Origin of the sequence: Bacteroides sp. LFL-34 (genome assembly GCF_027257075.1) — a bacterium.
Taxonomy (GTDB): Bacteria; Bacteroidota; Bacteroidia; order Bacteroidales; family Bacteroidaceae; genus Bacteroides; species Bacteroides ovatus.
In genome coordinates this window covers 115,388-136,927 of record NZ_JAPQKZ010000014.1, presented here as the reverse complement: position 1 = coordinate 136,927, position 21,540 = coordinate 115,388, and the positions used below count along the sequence as shown (strand labels likewise).

Genomic DNA, 21,540 nt, shown 5'->3' with positions numbered 1-21,540 from the left:
TATTATTGCTTTAGATATTCGATGGTGAAATAACTATCTTGCGCATTCTTTTTCTTATCTAAAACATAAGAATAATAAGTATTAGAACTCTCTTTTTTGATATATTCTTCTACTTTGTCTTTTCCTACAGATAAATATGAATTAGTACTACCAGATGTAGCAGAATCAACAGTCTTTTTGTTTTGATCAAAGATAGCGACTGTGATTAATAGCGAATGACTACTAAATTGATAAGACTTCTTCTCTAATTCCACATTTGCTTTTAACGTACGTTTGATGGAAATCAATCCTTTGGCAGGCAAACTACTAAAATTGATTTGTTTTTTCCATTTTGTAGCAGTGATAGCTTCTGTCTTAGTCGCTCCATTCTCATCTGTGTACTCCGCAATCATGTCGCATATAGACAGTTCATCCTCCGTTGCTGCATACAAAAAAACAATAGCCCCTGTTGTTGGAACTTTAGTTTCCTCTACAGGGATATTTTTGTCATCATCATCACTGCTGCAACTGACTAAACCGGCAAATAACATAACTATCAAACCGAGCATCGAGGCTCTAAAAGTCATTTTCTTGTAATTCATAATTTGGAATTTTAAACGTTAATATTTAATGTATGTGTCTGCAAGAATAAATAACGCCAAATAAACAAGCAAGCGATTGTTTCGTTTAACAAACATAAGATAGATTTACTGAATTACTCAGAATACACTCTTTCGCTTTTTCAGCTGCCATTCCCGATTATTAATTTCCCTCCCAAATCTTCATAATCTTACCCAGATATTACCAAAAAAGAAGTAAAGCATCCTTAATTTTAGATATAAGTTGTACTTTTGATAATCATAACAACATAGTATAATGAAAAGGCATTTGCATAGAAAAATGAGAATATGGTTATGTTCGCTTGTTTGCGGATTGTGGGCGATGCCTTTGCTCGCCAACCGGTCAGCCTTGCCCGATAGCCTGATAACAGAAGATAAAGTGTACGAGTTTACTTTTTCGGACACACCTTTGGCTGAACGCATCATGATGGAACTACGGAAGAAGGGAAAGCAAGCTACTCATGAACTCGATATAACGGAAGGTGACTTGTATTATAACACCGGCCGCTTCATCATAGCTGCCAGCTTCTATAAAAACGCCCTTGCTGCAAAGGCGGTGAAGCGAGATGAGCAGATGACAATGAAGCTGCTTCATCGTTTGATTTCATGCTATGATGGCTTATATGATGAAAAGCGAAAAGCAGAGACGGTAAAGCTTTTAATGCAAAATGCCCAAGAAGCTGGAGACAGTGGTATGGAGTCGATTGCCCTATTTTATTTAGGCAAGAGCCTTCATGAACAAGGCACGAAAGAACGTGGTTATGTCTATATGTTGCAAGCCACAGAGATGATGGAGAAATCGCATTACGACAGGAAATATGACAATTTGCGTGCAAACTGCAACGATTTGCTTATCTGCTACGAGCGTGATAAAAGATACGGGGAAGCCCTTCAAGTACTTGATAAACTTGAGAAATACTTGTATGCCAAAACTCCAGGCGAGGCTGAAATGGAAGGACTCTATGAGCAAGAAAAATGCAAATGGCTTGCCCATCGTGCTGTCGTATGTTCCAAATTAGGGAAAGAAAAAGAAGCGAATGAGGCATATTCTGAATTTCAGAAGATGGGGCGTATCAATCGCCGGTACGCCTACTTGGTTGTGCCTTATCTCTTTGACTTGCATCGTTATGATGAAATCGTGGATATGTGCAAGCAACGTGAAACAGAGATGATGCATAAGAAAGATACTATCAACCTCTACATGTCTTCCACCTTAAAATTCTACGGCATGGCATATCAGGGATTGGAACAATATGACAAGGCGGCAAGCTATTTTGAGCGACTAAGCGTATTGCGGGACAGCCTGCGTGTAAGGGAGTTGCGCAGTTCCTCACAAGAGTTGTCCATCATCTACGATGTCAAAGACAAGGAGGCTCAAATCACTCACCAACGTTGGGAGCTTGTGATAGCCATCTGCATCTTGATTGCTTTAGCTATCATTGGTTGCGTGCTGGGATATAACAACCGCATCATCAGAAAGAAGAACATTTCTTTGGTTGCCAACGTGAAAGAGGCGATGAGATATAAGGAAGAGCTTGAGAAGTTAAACCGTAGTACTCTGTCCGAAAATATTGCATGGAATGACGATGAGGATCCAGACTTACTGCTGTTCGAGCAAATCAAAGTAAAAATCATTGATCAGAAATTCTTCCTCGACAACACTTTCTCCCGCAAGGCGCTCATGGGCGAATTCAATATTCCTGCTAACAAGTTCGCCGGCTTGTTCCGTCAGTTCACAGGTAAAAGTTTCAGCGAATATATCAACGATTTGCGCATCGAATATGTAGCGGAACTTTTGCTTTCGGGTAAATACGCCAGTGTAGAAGAACTATTGAAAGAATGCACTTTCATCTCCTCCACCTCGCTGTACCGTCTCTTTACAAAGAAATACGGCATGACTCCACAAAAGTTCTTGCGGAATGCACGGTTATGTTAAGCAGAAGAAAAAAGTAAGTAAAACAACGGTTGCTGTTTTTTGCTGAAAAATTAAAAGTTAAACAATAGAACCGGCAAAAGCTGGTTCGAAAACACTAAAGAGGTCATTGAAATGTTGTCAAAAACGAATGGTTAAGCATGAAGAAATGTACTGAAAAAAGAGTGCTAACCTGCTGATAATAAAGGTGGAAAGTATTGCATAATTCGTTGATTTTTAGTAAATTAGAAGTCTCCCAACTCTTCTGATTATGACTAAAGAAACACTCCTTATGCAATACCAATCCGAGTGCCTATCGGCTCTCAAATCAGTCGTGAATATACACAAACCTTTTGAAAAAACGTTCATGGATGCAATGAAATTATTCATGGCCATCCCTGATCGTATAAACTTCCTCCAATTGGGTAGGTATGGACGTTTTTCGGAACAGACCTACCGTAACCTTTTTGAGCATGAAACTTTCGACTGGTTTGCGTTCAACGGCTCTATCATCAGCAAGCATCTCACAGGTAAAAGAAAAGCCATCGCCATCGATCCTTCCTATATCCCCAAATCAGGCAAGAAGACACCTTGGATAGGTTACTTCTGGTCTGGTTGTGCAGGAGAGTACAAGCGTGGATTGGAAATCATGGGCATCGGTGTCATAGACATCGACAACCATGAATGCATGACTTTAGGTTCCATTCAGACACCGGATTGTAAAACCTTGGATAATATGGACAAGAACCTCGTTGACTGGTACAGCAGCTATCTTATCAGTAGAAAAGACAAGATACAGAGCATATCAAGAACGGTGGTTGCAGACGCATTCTTTTCCAAGGAAACATTCATAACGCCTATGTGTGAGAACGATTTCCATGTCATCAGCCGCTTTCGGAATGACGTAATCCTGTACTATCCGACATTGGAACAGAAAACAGGAAAACGTGGCCATCCAAAGTGGTTTGACGGAAGAATCGACTTTGCCAATCTGGATCTGACCCGGTGCAAGGAATACGAGGTGAACAAAGGAAAGCTATACGGATTGAGGGTATATGCAAAAGCTCTCAAAAGGTATGTTTCCTTAGCCATCTGGTATCCGATGGACGGGAGGACAGACAAGTGGCAGCTTTACTTCTCTACAGACGATTCGATGGATGGACGGGAGGTTCTGGATTATTACAGAACCAGGTTCCAATTGGAATTTTGAGAGATGGTAAGCAACATGCAGGAATCACCAACTGTCAGTCAACCGACTTCAGAAAGTTGGATTTTCACTTCAATGCATCGCTTGCTGCTGTCAACTTGGCCAAAGCGGCATGTAAGAGGCTCGGAATAACCTATTCCATATCCTCCTGCAAGTCTTTTATACACAATGCTTATATGCTTGAACGATTTATTTGCGTGTTCGGGATTAACCCAGACATGCAAGTTATTGACAAACTTTTCAAAGAACTCATTTTATTTACTGCCAGAGCCGCTTAGGCGTGGCTATTTTTTAACGAACTATTGAATTTATAAATTCTGACATATTGGCTGAATAAAGATTGCCATAGTTTTCAGCATTATACACCATAACATGGCTTCCGACAGTATTGATGAACAGCCGGTAATAGAGGTCGCGCATAGCCACCTCCTTGTTATCGGTTATTTGTTCGATAAAGGTGGAGGTGAAACGGTTGCTCATCCACACTTTCATCTCTGAGTTGAAGACATCAGCCTTGGATGTTTCGTCGCCGTTGGCCGCAGTGACGAACAGCATCCCGGGGATGCCCTCGCACTGCTTCATCACACCGCCCGAAAAACAAGCCTCCACCATCATGAGAAGTTTACGGTAACGCCTTTTGCGGTTCATATCCTCAAAAACAGAAGACAGTTTATCGCCTGTCATGGCGTAAGCTTCCTCATCCCAACACATGGCCCCCGGCACACCGTGTCCGCTCCAGAAAACGAACAGGTTGTCGTTCTCAGTAGATTCGATTACCGTGGGCAGTTTTTCGCTTTTTTCGCCACTGAGAATGGCAAGTATATCTTTTGTATTCAACGATGACATACGATAATCAATCTCTACATTTTCGTATACATTGTTTCCCCCGATAGTCACCTGTATGACTCCCTTGTTGGGATTTGATATATTATCGGCTATGTCATCCTCGACAATGAGAATGATACGGTCGTCGGTATATCCGGCTTGTCTGAGCTGCTGATAGATAGCGAGCACATCTGCCTGATGGCGGTAATTGGTCCATTCCTTGGAGGAAGCGACAAGGAGTGCCCAGTTGCCGGTATGTGCAGGGTAATTGAATTCTCCTGAATTGTCGAAATCCTGCATCCGGAAGGCTTTCCAGTTCCAACCGGCAAGTGTCGCATCCGTGCGGTTCCCCCCGTCGCTGGTGTTATAGTCAAGGATGATGTACCGTCCGTTGTAAACCTTGAAATTATAGTAAGTGGTGGCAAGTACATTGGTAAACACCTTGGCATCGAACCTTAAATGTCCTGACGCTCCACGGACATAGGGCGACTTTCCGGCAGCGAGCGCATCCACCACAAGCCCCATATCCTCACCTGTCCAGCTGCCCATGTTCAAGCCTTCACCCGAAACAACGGCCCTTAATGATTTCTGTAACGACAACTCCGGTCTGAACTGCTGGTACCATGCGGCATAGCCGATGAGCATAGCGGCATCGTAGAGCTGAGATTCTCCAAGAGTAGGCGTAGCATTGAAAAAGGTCCTGTAACTTACGTCAAACCCCGACTCAGGGTCGGCACCAAATGCGACTCCCTCTATGCCTTCGGCGGCATCACCGTGAATCTTGAGTACATCCGCACCGTAGGCGGTATCCGAAAACAACATCCGCGGTACACTGCGCCCGTTCAGACTTTGTGCTTTATGCGCTTCAAGCATCGGCTTCATCTCTTCTATTTCAGAGGGGATACATATCACATACTCTGCACCTGACTGCATGGCTTGGCGAGACACATCAGCTATATTGTCAGAGGTGTAAGCATAGCATCCCATGTTTTCCAAGCCCAGTTCGCGTGCTTGAAATGCGAACCAGTCAATGAACGTTTGTCCGTAACCGTCGTTCTCCTTGACCAAAAGTGCCACACTTTTACCCTCATAGTTAATCACCTTGGAGAGAAGCACCTCACATTGCGTAATGTCGGTCTCGGTCATCGCCCAAAGATAGCCTGTCGATGCGTATGCACGAACCAGTTGTTCGGCGGTGGCGAGAGTGAAGAATGTTTTGCCCACAATAGTCAGTTCCGCCGCGAGGATTGCCGCATTGGAAGAATACAGCCCGCCGATTACGGCATACACCTCGTCGTTGAATGCCAGCGACCGGGCAAGTTCCCGCACATCGGTCTTTGCCTCATCGTAGTATTCAAACTTTAACCTTATACCCGCTTCGTGGTTCTTGAATGCACGCTCAAAGTTGGTTGTAAACATTCCCAATGTCCTTTTCCAATGCACATCAAGCCCTTTCTCCATGGGAAGCACCACGGCAACAACCTTCTCTGTCCACTGCTTGTTGTCAGGAGACAGGGAAGGCTCATCGTCCGAACAGCTCCACAGACCAATCAGGCAGAGGAGCGGTGCAATAAGTTTAATAACCACTTGTTTCATAATACTCTTTCTCAAAAATCATAGCCTGAGGGCGCATTCCATTGACTAAGCTGCTGAAATCATTCACGTATCGGGGTGCGACCAGCCAGTCGGCATACCCGCTTTCAAGACCGTAAAGTTGGTTCTCCGGCATATCCCCTGTGACGACCCATTCCGTCAGATACCTGTAAATCAATTGGTCAATATGCTTAATGACCGAACCCGTAATCCGGTTGGAGAGGCTTGACTGATCGATGTCCATACCTGCAAGGTACGGTGAGACCTCAAATTCACGGGAGTAGCGGTATATACCGGCGTTGGAGCCACCTGCCACCGGAAAGATGAAGTCGTAATCAACCGCCCAATCGCTCATTTTCCGGTAAGCGAGCGAAGCCGACACATATCCCGTCCAATCATCCGCCAGATACTCCACATCGCAGTCGCTGCCATAGCCTGCAATAAAACCGTCCTTGGCTATGTTGATGGGGCTGTCGGTATTATTGGCAAGCAGCACCAGAGGTGTCATCTCAGAACATTTTCTTGCACATACTCCTGCAAGGTATGAAGCCCCGAACATCGAAATCTGGAAGGTATGGATGTTCTCGTCCTTATACTGTTTCCGGCTTTCAAAAAGCAGAATACTTTTGTTGGGTGTCAAGTCGTGTTCTGCCAGATAAAGTTCCGCCATTGGCTCATAATCACTGCTACCCAATACAAAAAGCACGGGTATGCTGCTTTGGGGACGTTCAAGCCAGTCCGCAAAAATTTTCTCAGCCTCTTGCAGGGATTCCGGGGAGTAGATATAGATGTCTATATCTCCGTTTTCCATCTTGAATCTCTGAACACCCTCAAGTATACGGTCATTATAGCTCATGTCACCCAATCCCCCCGGAGAGAAGAGAAAAACAATCTGTGGTGCCGGAGATTCCGGCTCCAACTCATCGGTATGATTACAGGATGACAACGCTCCTGTTACCAGGAACGTTGTCATTGCCAAGATAGCGCGGAAAGTATTGTGCATACTAATCAAACTTATGACCACATTCGGAGCATGTATATGGTCCGGATGCAAATGTTTTCCACTTATGACCACAATTGGGACATTTTTCAGTCCATCTTGCCGGGAAGTATTGGTCTATAGCAAGATTATCCCCGTCCATGTATTCCTCCGGAACGATTACGACTGTCATGTCCGGTTCTTTGAAATTCTTGAGAGCATTGAACGAAACGGTGTAAAAGATACTTTCGTCCGAACCGGGTGTGAGTGAGATTCTGCCGCAGTTGTCAGGGAGTTTGACAGTGCGTTGCTTTACGTCCCACTGATCGAGAATGAACTTCTCACACACTCCATGGGCAGCCTCCTTTGAGTCTGCTACCAATATAAACCGGGCAGCATCATCCTTTTTCTGATAGAGATTTCCGGCATCAGCTTGGTCGACTATTATCTTGTCGATATTCTCCAACATTTTTTCTCCAAACGGTCCTTGTGGCTCATCGTCGTTGCTGTAAGCAGTGAAAGCGAGCATTGCCATCACTGAAGCAAACATGATTGTTAAAAATTTCTTTACCATAACAAGTTGTTTTTTAATTGATTGTTACCCGTTGGCGGAATTAATTTAAGTTGATAAAGATGAGTAAAAAGTTGCACATATCGTTGATTTTTAGTAACTTAGCGACAATCAAAACATTAAGTTCAAACCATCGTATGTACAACCTTTATACAAAATTCGTCAAAATACTTGAGATATGCAAGCAATTCTCTGAAAATCTCGTCAATGAATCGGGTAATGTTCCACGCCGTGGTCCTGTTCCTAAGTTTTCTGACTTGGAAGTAGTGGCACTGTCCCTGACAGCAGAGACAGAGAGCATTGATAGTGAGAAGTGGTTGTTCGACTATAAATTGCAAGAGTACAAGGACTGCATTCCCAATCTCATATCAAGGAGACAGTTCAATGACCGCAGGAAGAAAACTGCAGGCTTGTGTGAGGAACTGCGCAAAAGGGTTGCCATGGAAATGGATGGTGGAGAGGAACAATTCTTTGTTGACTCCAAGCCAATAGAGGTCTGTAGGGTTGCAAGAGGGAAACGATGCAAGATGGGACGTACCGGTGATTTCTCGCAAGCTCCAGACTTCGGTTTCTGCGCTTCGCAGAACACGTATTATTTTGGTTATAAGTTACACGCTCTCTGTTGGTTATGTGGAGTTATCCATTCCTATGATCTCTCAAAGGCAAGTGCGGCTGATCTCCATTATATGAAGGATGTGAAACATGCTTATCACGACTGTAGCATCTATGGCGACAAAGGGTATATTGGAGCTGATGTACAGCTTGACTTGTTCGAAACCGCACACATAAGACTGGAGTGTCCGTATCGGCTCAACCAGAAGGACTGGAAGCCGACATTCATTCCGTTTGCAAAGGCAAGAAAGAGGATTGAGACAATATTCTCACAACTTACAGACCAGTTCTTGGCCATCAGAAACTATGCGAAAATAACGAATGGTTTGTTTGCCAGAATCATCGGCAAAATTAGTGCACTTACCATTCTGCAATACGTAAACTTCATCAACAACAAGCCCATTGGCAGAATTAAGTATGCACTAAATTAATTCCGCCAACGGGTTTATGATATATATTTGTAATTGAGCGAAATGAAAAGATTGCCATAAACAGCGATTGGCTGCCGAACATTATGTTTAGAATGAAGAAACAGGAATATAAAGAGCAAGAACGACATTATTATTTCTTCGACTATCTGTTTTGGTTGGGAGAAATAACATGGGAGCATTATCACAAGGTCAGTTTCAAACAACCCCGTGGGAGTGATATGCTGTGGGCCTGTATCACGTTTTTTATATTCATGCCGGTTCTGACCATAGGCGGTCATTTTCTGGATGACTTGGCATTCGAGGTGTTTGGAGCCGTTCTTCTAATCGTGTTCTCCGTTTCTGTCTTCATGACAGACCGTCTGTTCGGCAAAATATACCCGCCTTCCCGGCGGAAAGCGGTCATGCAGCATTATGCGGGACGCAAGTTCAGTCCCTTCCGGCGCAACCTGTTCTTTTTCCCTCTCTATTTGCTTCTTATTCCCGCAATGGTTTTATTAGGAACTGCTCTGAAATGGATAACTGAAATACTCAAATGACAAATAGAAGAAACATATTCAGCCGTTTTTTCCGCCTGTTGGTGATGCTGCATAAAATTTCCTACGCGCATTTCACGGAATGGAACAATAAAAGGAAGCGAAAGGCATTTGCTGCCGGAATATACTTCCTGAGCATCCTCCCGGAATTCGTCCTGTTGGCCGGCACATTTCTGGCGGCAAGGGGACAAGACGGGTATGTACATCTGGTAAACGTGCCACAAAAGGTTGTTTTCTACGGTCTGGCGAGTCTGGCGGTGCTGCTGTCAGCCATCCCTCTGGGATTTTTTGACGACAAGAAGATATGCAAGGAAGTCCGGCAGGAACTCCGTGAACGTCCCCGTTACTGGAAACGAGCAATAGCAGTCTATTGGGCAGTTATCGTGGCTATGGTGGTGGCGGCGAATATTGTGTTTCCCACTTTTTCGGACAAGACAATGCCGCCGGAGAATGAGCGGACTGAAGTACCGCAAAGGTGGAGGGATTACCTTTCACTACGTTTTGCCATAGTAGCCCGTCAGGAAACGCCCAATGAAGTCTTGCAGCGTCTGATCGACCAAGACGGGCGCACGACACGCTACGGGAAACCAGTCTATGCCATGCAAGTAAGAAAGGAGGACATGGCTGGAGAGTTCCGTGTAGGGTTGCTGAGCCATGCCACATTCGAGGAAATCAGAGACGGCAGACGAAAATTTGTAGAATGTACATGGGTTAAGGGATATACGCCTGACAGCATTAGGATATTGCTGACCGTTTGGTACGAAATGAAGAAAGTAGAGCTTTGTCCGGTGGACTCTTTGGAATGGACGGAGGATATGGAGTTTTAAGATTTACAGAAACATGAAAAAAGTAATAACGGCCTCCGGCAAATGCTATGGGTATAACGTTCAAGATAAATGTGCAATTTATTTTGAATGAGTATGATGAAAAGTAGAATTTTAAGCAGAAAAAAAATAAAGACTATGAACGATGAAATGTTTCAGAGAATACTTGATGAAATAAAAAGTTCGTCAAAAACGATAAATGTGCTGCCTCTGGATGAAGCAGCAAGGCAGGCAATGAAAGAGAAGTACCGGATCAAGAGCGGTAGCCTGATGGCTGCAATCCTTGAAAACACAGGTGGTATAGTCATTGACAACTGGATAAGGCTGTACGGTTCGGGAGAACTAAACTTTGTCACTAGAAACAGTCTGTTCCCGTTCAACGAGATAGTGATCGGCGAAGACATACTGGGAGGATTGTTCATCTGTCTTGACGACGGCAATATCGGCTATTTTGCCCCCGACTGTCTGGAGATGGAAGATATGGAGATAAAATTTGGACAATTCGTCTATTGGTGTCTGCATGGCGATACGGATAAGTTCTATACCGATTACAGATGGGACGGCTGGCAGAACGATGCTTCGAAACTGAAGAGCAGTGAGGGCGTAGCTTTTTATCCTTTCCTTTGGGCTGAGGCGGAAAGTCTGGAGAGCAGAGTCCGAAAAGTCGTTCCGATGGATGAAATCCTGAGACTTCAGTTTGCCTTTCTGGGCCAGAATGACAAGAATGAGTGAATTCATTGCTATCCTCTGACACAAAGCTGCAAATGCGCTTAAATTCCTCATGATTTTCATGGGAGGGGGATTTTTTGTGTTACGGAAGAACTTGTACCCCAATGTAGTGAACTGACAAAATGTTGCTAAACTATGATTAAAAGCATGGATTTCCATGTGGAAGGCGTATTGTATTACAATAGTGCCAAATTTCTGTTATTATTAACAAATTAAATGTGACCAGTTGGAATAAAATCGGTATCTTGCATTTATAAACAAAATAATGAAATTATGGGACTTGGATTCACCATTCACACTAAAATCAAGGATATTGAAAAGTTTCAACAGACTGTAGAAAGTCAGGCTGTTGAGTCCGGTTATAATGCAGAGCACGATGAATCATCTTCGACGGTAAGTTTTTGCAGGCTGGGCGACTTGTTCCTAAATTATCAACATGAGGGAGAAGGAAATACAGACAACGTCATTTCCGTAAACGGAGACTGCCAGACCAACATGCTTGGTCCCGGCTTCCACAAGGCAGCAATAGAGTTCATCGACAGACTTCAACAGGCGACCCGTACCCGGTTTGAGGTTGAAGACGAGACGGACTATTACACGGAAAGGGACTTTGAGGCCATGAAGAAGAAACATTTTCACAAGTGGCTGGCCAAACTGTTTGAAATCATCCAGGAGCAGAAGGACAAAGGCAGCACGTCTTTGTTATTCTGTTGGGATATCAATAAATATTACCCTCAATCAGACAACGGCATTGTCATTTCACCTTTGGGTTCTTTCTGTCTTTCAGAGGTCGTTAGGCGTATCCGGGAAGAAGGAATCGAATCTTTTGCCGATGATTTCTTCATCTGGAACAATTCGGAACGTGATGCACGTTTTCATAGAGGCATGGCCCTGAATGCCATGTGGGAGGACTGCTATTTCATGCCGTCAGAAAGAAGTGAAGAAGATGCCCGTATCAACGGGTACATCATAAGCGAGCTGGAAACGACAGCATCACTTGACCCGTCTCTTCCTTTCCCCAAAAAGGAATACGAGGAACTTTGCAGACTCCATGGTTGTGTTCCTGTCCCGACTGACGGGATACCGCCCTACGAAACGGAATTTGCCATCGGCTACCGGCGCGGAATTGTCAACCATAAGGTCGGGAAGATCAGGTTCAGCCTACCGGGCAGCTATCTCGAAGATACGGATGAAGGCACCCTCGTCTATTATGATGCGGCTGCAGACAACTGGCACACGGTTAGATGCACCGGATACTCTACCGATGGTGAGCCGGATTTCCTTGATGTGGAAGAGGAAATGATTGAAGAAAGGGAATTTGACGGCGGAAAATACCGCCTCTATGACATGGGTATCGACCAAGATTCAGAGGATGAAGAACCTTATCCCGTTTACAGCTGTCATGCACTGTGTCCCAACCAGTACACCCTCTTCACGTTGTGTGCCTCCCGGTTAGAGGACCTGAAAAAACTTTCAAGTGAATTCCTCCCGACTTTGGTTGCAGACCAGCCTATAGAACCGGAAAAAAAGCAAATCATATATACCGGAGAGAACATGAATGACGAATTGATGGAGCAGATAGACGAATGGCACAAGGCCGAAAAGCATCAGGAAATCATCGATGCACTGGAACAGATTCCGGAAGCCGAACGGGATTTTGAAACGACCGGCTTTCTTGCAAGGGCGTACAACAATATTGAGGAATATGCCAAAGCCGCGGAACTGCTCGAATCCGTCAGGGAGGAAGGCGCTGAAGATGAACGGTGGAATTTCAGAATGGGATATGCCCAGTATTTTCTGAACAATTATCGGGAGGCCCTGGATTATTTCAGCAAGGCAAGGGAACTTAATCCGGAAGATGAATACACCCTGAGTATCATCCGTCAGTGCAATATGCACTTGCCGTTAACCAGACGAGTGAAAGAATTCTGGAACTGGTTTGTAGAAAACGAAGAAAAGCTGTCTGGCATGATGAATCCGAAATCCATGGAGGAAGCTGATGCCTTCATGGAGTTTATCAGTAAAGGAACCAATCTGATATCGGAAGACATGCACTTCAATATCGGAGGTGACCATGAGTTCACGTTCTCGGTCGAAGGATGGCCGGATCTCTTCATCATCTATCCTTACATCATATCCTGTATGCCGGAGTGTCTGAAAGGCAAATGGAAGTTCTTCCCCTTCAACCCGGGCAAGGTCGGGTCTTTCGCATACCGTGTACACGATACCGATGTCGATATGGGCAAGATCATGGTAAAAGCATCCTATGACGAAAAAAGAGAAAACTTCAACATCAGGTATTACGACAAAAATCTTTGTGCCTTACCGGAAGAAAATAGTGACGGAAACTTTCATGTCATTTTGGAACTTGTACTGGGAGAAGGTGTCTCATTCAAATATGTCAATGGTATAGAAAGAGCGTCAGGCATTGAGGAAGGCATGATTGCCTTGTCCGGGTTGAGACAGCACATAGAGGAAACCGTGAAATCCCACGGCCATGAATTCTTCGAGAATCCGAAGGACGTTTATACGGGATATCAACTGACCCCGAAGGAAAGTGATGAACTGCGCTTCGATGTGATAGTAGGATCTACCTGTCTGAGCTCCATCGTAGCTGACTATTATCATGGTTCAACCGAGATATTTGACCATGCCAACGGTTTCGGTGCACAAGCTCTTTACATAGTCTTCCAGAATGGTGCTGGCGAAGATAATATATTGAACTTCCGTCATGATCTTGAAGACAGGATAACAGAAGAGATTCTTGAACCGGGCAATCTCGGTGTGATAACAGGGGGTGCAACCGGAACGGAATACAGCTATATCGACCTGTTTGTCTATAACCAGCAAGTATTTATCTCAACTTTGCTTCCTTTGCTTGATGAGTATCCTGAGTATTCTTTCTACCTTTCCGAATTCTGTAGGCAGGGTCAGTTATGTAGACTTTCAGACAGCGAACCATGGAAAGGAGAAAGTCCTGATGGCATTTCGTACAGTCCGGGAGATGATACATTCTTCAGTCAGATAGAAGAGTGGAATGAGAAGGACGAATACACGAAGTCTATCAGGGCTTTGGAGGCAATACCTGAAGAGCAACAAGACTACAGGATAAAAATGTTGCTTGTAAGTGCATATGAGAATTATGCCATTATCGGTGACAATGATGAAGGAACAGAACGCTGGAAAGGAGACAGAGTTCTACTAAAGGCAATAAGACTTATGGAGACCGTGCGTGACGAAGGTGAGAAAAATGCGAACTGGAACATGCGTATGGCATACGCATACCAATATCTTATGAGACAAGAAGAAAAAGCGATAGAATATGCCAAACGCTGGGCGGAACTTGATCCGGAGGACAGCAGTGCCAAGGAAGTCATCGAAGAGTGTATGGAGGAGATTTCGAAGCGGGAGAACAGTTCAAACGTGAAGGAATCCGATACAGTGGAGCCATGCGCCACAAGCAACACGCATATTGAAACAAGAGAGACTGAAAATATCGAACTAAGGGATAAGAATATGGACAACAGACAGAAAGAAGCAGCTCTGGCTGCAATGATAGCCTGGCTCTCGCACTCGCAGGAGTTGGGACATAAGCCAGCGGAGATCGAGTGTACGGGAACATTCGTACTGCACGATATGACCTACTACATTTTCAAATACAAGGATACCAAGGACAGTGAATGGCTGCTGGGCGTGAATGGTGGATACGAAGGAGACAGCTTGTCAGACTGCGGCCATACCTTCAGTGAGATGGAACCCTATGACGAAAAGACGGCTGTCAAGGATGCTACGGCCCTTGTCGAGATGGTGCGTTCCTACTGGATGGAACAGGCAAAGCAGGCCGAGGAACGTGAGAAAAAGGCCGGCACATTCGTGGGATTCGCCTTGCTCTCCGACAACAGCTGGGACAAGGAAAAATACATCAGAGATCTGAAAGAACAGTGGGACATCACCGCTGAAGAGAAATCTGACGAGGAACGGAACCCCGAGTCACTGGTCTTCGACGTGGGTGACATGATGGCGGCGGTAAGCCTGATGCCTGCCCCCGTACCTAATGGCGAAGCCGAAGAATGCGCGAAGAACAATTACATGTGGTCGGAGGCCGAAAAAACAGCCAAAGAGCATAAGGCTCACATCATGGTTGCCGTTATCGGCAAAGAGGAGTCCCTGATCGAAAGAGGTAAACTGTACGTGAAGCTGTTGTCTGTCTGCTGCCACCAGAAGAATATAACCGGTATCTATACCAGCGGTGTCGTTTTCCAGCCCCGTTTCTATGAAGGCTTTTCCGGAATGATGAAGGAGGATTCGCTGCCTATATACAACTGGATATGGTTCGGGCTTTACCGTACCGAAAAGGGAATCAGCGGCTACACCTATGGAATGGAGTGTTTCGGCAAGGACGAAATGGAGGTCCTTGACGTGGATGCCGACCCGTCAAAGGTGAGAGACTTCCTGGCCAGCATGGCAGGATATGTTCTGGAATACGATGCAGTTCTCAACGACGGAGAAACCATAGGCTTCTCTGCTGTCGATAAACATAGGATAACACGTGGACAGGGTGTTGCCCTTCCGGACAAAGTGACTCTGAAAATCTCATACGGCAGCGAAGACGATGCCGATGGCGGTCCCGATTTCCCGGATGACACGGATGAAGTGATGGACGATGCGGAAGGCCATCTGGAGAAGTTCAAAGAGAAGGATCTGCCGTTAGATACAATTACGGCCTACAATCATCTGGCAATATATCTACGCTGGTGCATGGTAAATGACCTTATGAGGGATGATTTTCTTGAACAGTTCGGAGACCTTGTGTCCCGGATCAAAAGCGGCTCGGCCGATGATGACCTGAGGGTGTTCATAAAGGACAACCTGAACGGGCAGCTTACAAGATTCCTGTTCAATAAACAGGGCCGTGCATTTGCCGACTACTATTATGGCAGTTACTATGGCGCCAACGAAACTCCATTTTATCCCGGAGACATTGACAACCACGCCCTGGATTATTTCGGTCCGGAAAGGTATCATTCCGATGAGTTCAAAGAGGAAGCATACCTGTTTGTCCCGTATGACGAGGATTATTACCAGGCAATGTCACAACGCATAGACAGACGCTTCGCCAACTGGCAGGGGCTGCATATAGACAAAGATACCGTTGAGCCAGACGAACTGGCCCGTGCCTTCATGGATTATCTTGATTGTGAATGCACCTATTTCCCATCCATGAGTGACGATGACCCTATCATGTCAGCCTATACCTATGCCCAACGGCTCGGCGTGCGGGAAGGCTTCATCCCCGTTCTGGTCAATGTCGATGAAGGTTTGTGGGAAAACATAATCGGGAACTCGGATCCTGACAGCGAAAGCTCGGATGATTACACATTCAACCGGGAAAAAGTCAATGAATTCCGCAGAAGGCTGCTTGAGGCTCCTGTCATGGACGGGAAATCCATCCTTGACAAGCTGACCGGGCAGGACAACGATGATATTGATGAAGAGCCTGAAGGCGGATTCGACAACAACCGTTATTCGAGCTACTGGAATACCGATACGAACATGACGCATCCGCTGATCCTTGCCCGTATTCCGGTCACGGAGCCGTGGAAAATATTCGCGTACCTGCCATTCGGCAACTGGAACGACTGTCCTGCAAACCCCGAACTGATGGCCATCTCAAAGTATTGGTACGAGGAATACGGTGCTGTTCCGGGAACCTTTACCAGCGACCAGCTGGAGTATGAACTTCCAGCTCCCGTTCCGGAAGACAGAGCAATGGAAGCCGCAATACAGCAATATGCTTTCTGTCCGGATATGGACCAGAGCTGTGACGGCATAGGCAGTCTTGCCGACACGTTGCGTCAATCCAGAATATGGTATTTCTGGTGGGATTAACCGATTCTTTCACATTCAAAAGCATTTCAATATGAATCAAGTATTTCAACAAGACCTAAATACAAAGGAACTGCAGCCCGGAGGACCTTTACTTATAAACCTTCTGTTCAAGGAACCGGTTGAATTGCCGGATACGCAGAGGGTGGCTGATGTATGCCGGAAGCATTTCGGCAATGTAGAATGCCGCGAAGGTGATGACAAGTCTGTCTTCATCACCGCCCTGGACCACATGGTGGAGTTTGAGGACGGGAAAGCGCCCGTGCAGTTCCTGATGACTTCGTGCATGGACTTTGACGGAAAGACCGTGGACGACTTCACCCGGAGCCAGATGTGGGACTGCCAGGAAAGCCGTGACCGTATCCTTGAGGAATGCCGGTACAGTATGCTCGCTACGGACTTCCTTGCCCGCGGCCTGTCTTCTCTGGAACGTGCCAATCTGGAAATGGACTACCTTGAAGCGCTCGCCGAACTGTTCCCGTCCTGCGAAGCGTTCTTCTTCAGCGGCAGCGGGAAACTGTTCGAGGCGGAGGAAATCCGCGGCAATCAGATAGAAGGTCCTGACCGGTTCATCCGCTATGCCGTAAACGTCCGTTTCTTCACGATTCAGGGTTCCGACGACATGCTGGTCGATACACTCGGGATGAACACGCTGTTCCTGCCTGACCTGCAGTACCACTTCCGCGGACTTGATCCGAACTGGATAGTGAACCATGCCTACAACGTGGCTTCCTATCTGCTTACAAGCGGCAACGAAATAGATTCGGGAGAAACCATCGATGGAATCAAAGACGGTGATATGGACCGCAGCATCCAGTGGAAATGCCAATACGAAGACGCGCTGATACAGCCCAAGCGTCCCGTACTTGACATCAACACGGGAGAATATGCAGCCGGGAACAGGGAATGATTTACCAATGACCAATTAACTTGTTGCGTATGCCATTGAACTTGACAGAAGAACAGATATTGCAGCTCGCTCCCGACGACTCATCTGTAAAGGCTGGCAAAGGACTTGCGACCTTGAGCAAATGGGTACTGAAGGAATGCAGCGGACGTGCCGTCTGGGGTCATTGCCAGGGAAGCGGAAAGAATCCCTACCAGACGGTGATAGACTTGAATGACATTGCGTTCAAGTGTTCCTGCCCGAGCCGCAAATTCCCGTGCAAGCATGGGCTTGGCCTGCTGTTGCTGTACGCCCGCCAGCCTGACCAGTTCACGCAGGCGGAAGAGCCGGAATGGGTGACGGCGTGGCTTGCCAAAAGAACGGAGAAGGCCGAAAAGAAGGAGCAGAAAGCCAAAAGCGAAACCCCTGTGGATGAAGCGGCTCAGGCCAAGAGGCAGGAGAAGCGGCACCAGAAGGTACTGGGAGGCATATCCGACCTTGAGGTATGGATGAAGGACCTGGTGCGCAACGGATTCCTGAATGTTCCGGAACGTGCCTATACCCTGTTTGACAACATGGCCCGGAGGATGGTGGATGCCCAGGCACCGGGACTTGCGGGGAGACTGAGAGCCATGGAGGCTATAGACTTCGACTCGGAAAGCTGGAAATCCGACCTGACGGAAAGCATGGGCAGGCTGTACCTGCTCATGCAGAGCTACAGAAACATGGACGGCCTTCCCGAAGAATGGAAGGACGAGATACGCACGCAGATCGGATATCCCCAGTCCAAGGACAACGTCCTTGCCGGAGAGCCGGTGGCGGACAGCTGGCTCGTGCTTCACAAGCAGTCCCGTAAAGTCAACGATATCAATACCGACATCTACTGGTTTTACGGAAAGGAAAGCAGACTTTTCGCCAGATACCTGAGTTTTGCCGTTGCCGGTACCTTTTCCACCGAGAACTGGATTCCGGGCAGTGCCTATAAAGGGGCGCTATGCTTTTACAACGGCACGGGTACATGCCGGCGTGCATTGTTCCGGGAGTCCGTACTCGCGGAAGAAAACTTTGTGCCGGCGTGCAGCCCTAACCTGAAGCAGGCTGCCGCGGTGTACCGCACGGCCATGCTGACGAATCCGTTTTTCGAGGACGTCCCCCTGCTTGTGGATGACGTGAGGGTTGCCCGTAACGGGAAAGACTACACGCTGCTGGACAACGCGGGCAATGCCGTCCGTGTGGCGATGCCCGAGGAAACCTTCATCGACATCCTCGCCATTACCGGCGGCAATCCGTTCGCCTCGCTGGTCATTGTAAACGGGGATATATGGGAACTGAAATCCATTTGGTACAACAAAGAATATCATACTTGGAGAGATGAACGTAACTGAACCTATCATACAGGCTGCACTGCTTGGAACAGCCAACCGTGAATTCGTTCCCGGAGCCTTTCCCGAGTCCCTTCAGACTCTGGTTGACGGGATCCACGGGAAAGCCGAAGACACGGAATCGTTCCTGTACATGACAGCCGCATCCGCCTTCGCCTACAGGCGTGCCGGATGGGAACCGGCCGGAGCGGAAGGCATTGTCCCCGTGAAAACAGCCCCGGAAGAGGAACTGCCGTATTTCGACAAGGACCGGAGTCAACTCTTTTCCAGACTCCACGGTACACGCTATATGCTAGCCTACGCCTACCGTCTGGCGCAGGGGTCGGGAAAAATCATTTCGCCCGAATACCTCCAGCCGCTTATCCGGCGTGCCTATGACCGCAACAATCCGTTGCGGTTTGAAGAACGCAGGCTGCTGAAAAATCTCGTCGGGAACAGAGGCTTATGGCTGATCAGGCAGATGGGCCTTGTCGGAGAGGAATGCGGGATCACCGATTCTTGGGATACGGCCACCCACGGCGAGCGTAAGGAGATGCTTGCCAGATTCAGGCAGCAGGATTCTGCCGCAGCCCTTGAACTGCTGCGGAAAGACTGGAAGAGCGAACCGGCCAACCAGCGCAACGAGCTGCTTGAATGTCTCCGGATAAACATCAGCAAGGCCGACGAGCTCTTCATACAGGAAGTGCTGGAGTCGGACCGCAGCTCCATTGTCAAGGAAACGGCACGGAAACTTCTGTGCATGATTCCCGATTCAGCCATGGTGATGCGCTGCTGCGAACTCCTGCGTGGACATATCAGACACAACATGCTTACCGGATGGTCATACGACGAGATCGGATACACCCCGGAGATGAAGGCCATGGGGCTGTCCGAGGTAAGCTCCAACAAGAAAGAGGGCGATTCCGAATTCATCCTGAGGCAGCTCGCCGAACGGGTGCCTTTGAGTTTCTGGTGCGAGGTATATGGCTGCGGTAAGGAAGAGGCCGCGAGAAAATTCGCCAAGCATCCCCCTTTCAGGAAGTTCCTGGAGCTGGAGGACCCGATACTCAACTTCTCGGACGGGCTGTGGGCTTTCCACACCCTGAAGGAAGACCCTTCCTATCTGCGCAAGCCGGAACTCGTGGCGATGCTCACTCCCTCCCAGCGGGAGGAAATCAGCTGGCCGGAAACGGTCCGGGATTTCGGATTCATACCCGACTCATGGTACGGCAACGACTACGAGGCATGGGGCCCGAAATTCTCTTCCAGCGTCATGTCTTGGATTCTGAAAAAGGATTACCTGTACTATGCCGCAGACATGGCGGAACGGCTTGCCATGCATATCCCGTCACATCTAAGGAACCTGATCAAGGCCAAGGCCGCCTCTTCGGCGGAGGCTTCGCCGTCCATGAACGAGTTCTGCTCGAAGATGCTGGAATTCATGGATCTTAAATCTGAAATAGACACTTTGTTAAATGAAAAATAAATATTGATATTCATATGAGCACTTTACTGAGACAACATGCCGAGCAACAGTTTGCAGAGGAACTTCATGAACTGAAAAAGAACGAGACCAACCCGATTCCCGAAAACTGGGAGATGTCACCCCAATCCGTGGTCACCTACCTCATGGGAGGGATACTGAAGAACGGTTTTGAGGTTTCACCGAAATACATAGGCAACCGCCGCCTGATGGAGATTGCCGTGGCCACCCTTGTCACCGACCGGGCGCTGCTTCTGTACGGTCTTCCCGGTACGGCCAAGAGCTGGGTCAGCGAGCACATGGCGGCAGCCATATCAGGCGATTCGACGCTGATAGTACAGGGTACCGCCGGAACGGGAGAAGAGGCCATCCGCTATGGCTGGAACTATGCCCGTCTTCTCGCCGAGGGGCCGAGTGAGGGTGCCCTGGTACAGACCCCGGTGATGAAGGCGATGCAGGAAGGCAAGATCGGCCGCATTGAGGAGCTTACCCGTATCGGTTCTGACGTGCAGGATACGCTCATCACCATCCTTTCGGAGAAGACCCTGCCCATCCCCGAGCTGAACAAGGAGGTGCAGGCCATCCGCGGATTCAACATCATAGCCACGGCCAACAATAGGGATAAAGGTGTGAATGACCTTTCAAGCGCACTGAAACGCCGTTTCAACACGGTCATCCTCCCGTTGCCCGACACGCTTGAGGAAGAAGTTGACATTGTCCGCCGCCGCGTGGAGAGCTTCGAGAAAGTGATGCAGCTGCCGGCAGAGAAACCTGCCCTTGATGAAATCCGTCGTGTCGTCACCATTTTCCGTGAGCTGCGTCAGGGAGCCACCGGCGACGGCAAGACGAAGCTCAAGAGCCCGAGCGGCACACTGAGTACGGCAGAAGCCATATCCGTGGTGAACAACGGCCTTGCCATGGCCGGCTATTTCGGTGACGGCCAGATCCATGCGGAGGACCTCGTTTCAGGCATCCTCGGTGCCGTGGTGAAAGACCCTGTACAGGACAAAGTGGTATGGCAGGAATACATGGAGACAGTGGTCAAGAACCGTGAGGGCTGGAAAGACATCTACAGGGCTTCAAGAGATATGATTTGATTGACGTATTTT

General features: G+C 47.4%; 15 protein-coding genes. 11 read left to right on the top strand and 4 right to left on the bottom strand.

Features of this window, described 5'->3' with window-relative positions; all coding sequences use genetic code 11:
• Positions 1 to 2: 2 nt before the first annotated feature.
• The gene (locus tag N5O98_RS10975) at positions 3 to 581 is read right to left on the bottom strand and encodes a hypothetical protein (protein WP_009017588.1); all 579 of its coding nucleotides are present in this window, start codon (positions 579 to 581) and stop codon (positions 3 to 5) included.
• A 298-nt stretch (positions 582 to 879) separates the two neighbouring features.
• Here N5O98_RS10975 and N5O98_RS10970 point away from each other — a divergent pair, with 298 nt between their 5' ends.
• On the top strand, positions 880 to 2,535 hold the full coding sequence (locus N5O98_RS10970) for a helix-turn-helix domain-containing protein (RefSeq protein ID WP_228026201.1): 1,656 nt from the start codon (positions 880 to 882) through the stop codon (positions 2,533 to 2,535).
• A gap of 247 nt (positions 2,536 to 2,782) precedes the next feature.
• Positions 2,783 to 3,721 carry a hypothetical protein gene (locus N5O98_RS10965; protein WP_013613714.1) on the top strand — a complete coding sequence of 313 codons (939 nt, stop codon included), beginning with the start codon at positions 2,783 to 2,785 and terminating at the stop codon, positions 3,719 to 3,721.
• Between the two features lie 288 nt (positions 3,722 to 4,009).
• On the opposite strand, the gene N5O98_RS10960 is transcribed toward N5O98_RS10965, so the two are convergent.
• Genes N5O98_RS10960 through N5O98_RS10950 form a run of 3 tightly spaced genes read right to left on the bottom strand, consistent with a single transcriptional unit; the run spans position 4,010 to position 7,689 of the window.
• Positions 4,010 to 6,139: a C13 family peptidase gene (locus N5O98_RS10960; protein WP_117719811.1), complete on the bottom strand. Its 2,130-nt coding sequence runs from the start codon at positions 6,137 to 6,139 to the stop codon at positions 4,010 to 4,012.
• Complete coding sequence (locus tag N5O98_RS10955) at positions 6,120 to 7,139, bottom strand: BMP family ABC transporter substrate-binding protein (RefSeq protein WP_005832166.1); 1,020 nt, start codon at positions 7,137 to 7,139, stop codon at positions 6,120 to 6,122. The genes N5O98_RS10960 and N5O98_RS10955 overlap by 20 nt, the downstream gene beginning before the upstream one ends.
• Position 7,140: 1 nt before the next feature.
• Complete coding sequence (locus tag N5O98_RS10950) at positions 7,141 to 7,689, bottom strand: hypothetical protein (protein WP_009017583.1); 549 nt, start codon at positions 7,687 to 7,689, stop codon at positions 7,141 to 7,143.
• 59 nt (positions 7,690 to 7,748) lie between these two features.
• On the opposite strand from N5O98_RS10950, the gene N5O98_RS10945 reads away from it, so the two are divergent.
• From N5O98_RS10945 to N5O98_RS10905, 9 genes are all read left to right on the top strand, one after another.
• The gene (locus N5O98_RS10945; protein WP_034522583.1) at positions 7,749 to 8,729 is read left to right on the top strand and encodes an IS982 family transposase; all 981 of its coding nucleotides are present in this window, start codon (positions 7,749 to 7,751) and stop codon (positions 8,727 to 8,729) included.
• Between the two features lie 92 nt (positions 8,730 to 8,821).
• Positions 8,822 to 9,265: a hypothetical protein gene (locus N5O98_RS10940; RefSeq protein ID WP_018665640.1), complete on the top strand. Its 444-nt coding sequence runs from the start codon at positions 8,822 to 8,824 to the stop codon at positions 9,263 to 9,265.
• The gene (locus N5O98_RS10935) at positions 9,262 to 10,089 is read left to right on the top strand and encodes a hypothetical protein (RefSeq protein WP_009316582.1); all 828 of its coding nucleotides are present in this window, start codon (positions 9,262 to 9,264) and stop codon (positions 10,087 to 10,089) included. The genes N5O98_RS10940 and N5O98_RS10935 overlap by 4 nt, the downstream gene beginning before the upstream one ends.
• Before the next feature lie 135 nt (positions 10,090 to 10,224).
• Positions 10,225 to 10,818 (top strand): DUF2625 family protein, encoded by a 594-nt coding sequence (locus tag N5O98_RS10930; protein WP_009316581.1) that lies wholly within the window; start codon positions 10,225 to 10,227, stop codon positions 10,816 to 10,818.
• A gap of 270 nt (positions 10,819 to 11,088) precedes the next feature.
• Positions 11,089 to 16,704 carry a DUF4253 domain-containing protein gene (locus tag N5O98_RS10925; protein WP_117515205.1) on the top strand — a complete coding sequence of 1,872 codons (5,616 nt, stop codon included), beginning with the start codon at positions 11,089 to 11,091 and terminating at the stop codon, positions 16,702 to 16,704.
• Between the two features lie 31 nt (positions 16,705 to 16,735).
• Positions 16,736 to 17,611 carry a DUF4261 domain-containing protein gene (locus N5O98_RS10920; protein ID WP_009316579.1) on the top strand — a complete coding sequence of 292 codons (876 nt, stop codon included), beginning with the start codon at positions 16,736 to 16,738 and terminating at the stop codon, positions 17,609 to 17,611.
• Positions 17,612 to 17,640: 29 nt separating this feature from the next.
• Positions 17,641 to 18,972, top strand: a complete 1,332-nt coding sequence (locus N5O98_RS10915) for an SWIM zinc finger family protein (RefSeq protein WP_004328519.1) — start codon at positions 17,641 to 17,643, stop codon at positions 18,970 to 18,972.
• On the top strand, positions 18,959 to 20,434 hold the full coding sequence (locus N5O98_RS10910; protein WP_004328518.1) for a DUF5691 domain-containing protein: 1,476 nt from the start codon (positions 18,959 to 18,961) through the stop codon (positions 20,432 to 20,434). Before N5O98_RS10915 ends, N5O98_RS10910 begins: the two co-directional genes overlap by 14 nt.
• A gap of 14 nt (positions 20,435 to 20,448) precedes the next feature.
• Positions 20,449 to 21,528 carry an ATP-binding protein gene (locus N5O98_RS10905; protein ID WP_004328517.1) on the top strand — a complete coding sequence of 360 codons (1,080 nt, stop codon included), beginning with the start codon at positions 20,449 to 20,451 and terminating at the stop codon, positions 21,526 to 21,528.
• Positions 21,529 to 21,540: the final 12 nt, after the last annotated feature.

Bases quoted from the DNA above. Each gene is read 5' to 3' on its own strand.
- N5O98_RS10920 (WP_009316579.1), top strand. From the start codon at position 16,736: ATGAATCAAGTATTTCAACAAGACCTAAATACAAAGGAACTGCAGCCC.
- N5O98_RS10950 (WP_009017583.1), bottom strand. From the start codon at position 7,689: ATGGTAAAGAAATTTTTAACAATCATGTTTGCTTCAGTGATGGCAATG.
- N5O98_RS10915 (WP_004328519.1), top strand. From the start codon at position 17,641: ATGCCATTGAACTTGACAGAAGAACAGATATTGCAGCTCGCTCCCGAC.
- N5O98_RS10905 (WP_004328517.1), top strand. From the start codon at position 20,449: ATGAGCACTTTACTGAGACAACATGCCGAGCAACAGTTTGCAGAGGAA.
- N5O98_RS10960 (WP_117719811.1), bottom strand. From the start codon at position 6,139: ATGAAACAAGTGGTTATTAAACTTATTGCACCGCTCCTCTGCCTGATT.
- N5O98_RS10940 (WP_018665640.1), top strand. From the start codon at position 8,822: ATGAAGAAACAGGAATATAAAGAGCAAGAACGACATTATTATTTCTTC.
- N5O98_RS10955 (WP_005832166.1), bottom strand. From the start codon at position 7,139: ATGCACAATACTTTCCGCGCTATCTTGGCAATGACAACGTTCCTGGTA.
- N5O98_RS10945 (WP_034522583.1), top strand. From the start codon at position 7,749: ATGAGTAAAAAGTTGCACATATCGTTGATTTTTAGTAACTTAGCGACA.
- N5O98_RS10910 (WP_004328518.1), top strand. From the start codon at position 18,959: ATGAACGTAACTGAACCTATCATACAGGCTGCACTGCTTGGAACAGCC.
- N5O98_RS10965 (WP_013613714.1), top strand. From the start codon at position 2,783: ATGACTAAAGAAACACTCCTTATGCAATACCAATCCGAGTGCCTATCG.
- N5O98_RS10925 (WP_117515205.1), top strand. From the start codon at position 11,089: ATGGGACTTGGATTCACCATTCACACTAAAATCAAGGATATTGAAAAG.
- N5O98_RS10970 (WP_228026201.1), top strand. From the start codon at position 880: ATGAGAATATGGTTATGTTCGCTTGTTTGCGGATTGTGGGCGATGCCT.
- N5O98_RS10975 (WP_009017588.1), bottom strand. From the start codon at position 581: ATGAATTACAAGAAAATGACTTTTAGAGCCTCGATGCTCGGTTTGATA.
- N5O98_RS10930 (WP_009316581.1), top strand. From the start codon at position 10,225: ATGAACGATGAAATGTTTCAGAGAATACTTGATGAAATAAAAAGTTCG.
- N5O98_RS10935 (WP_009316582.1), top strand. From the start codon at position 9,262: ATGACAAATAGAAGAAACATATTCAGCCGTTTTTTCCGCCTGTTGGTG.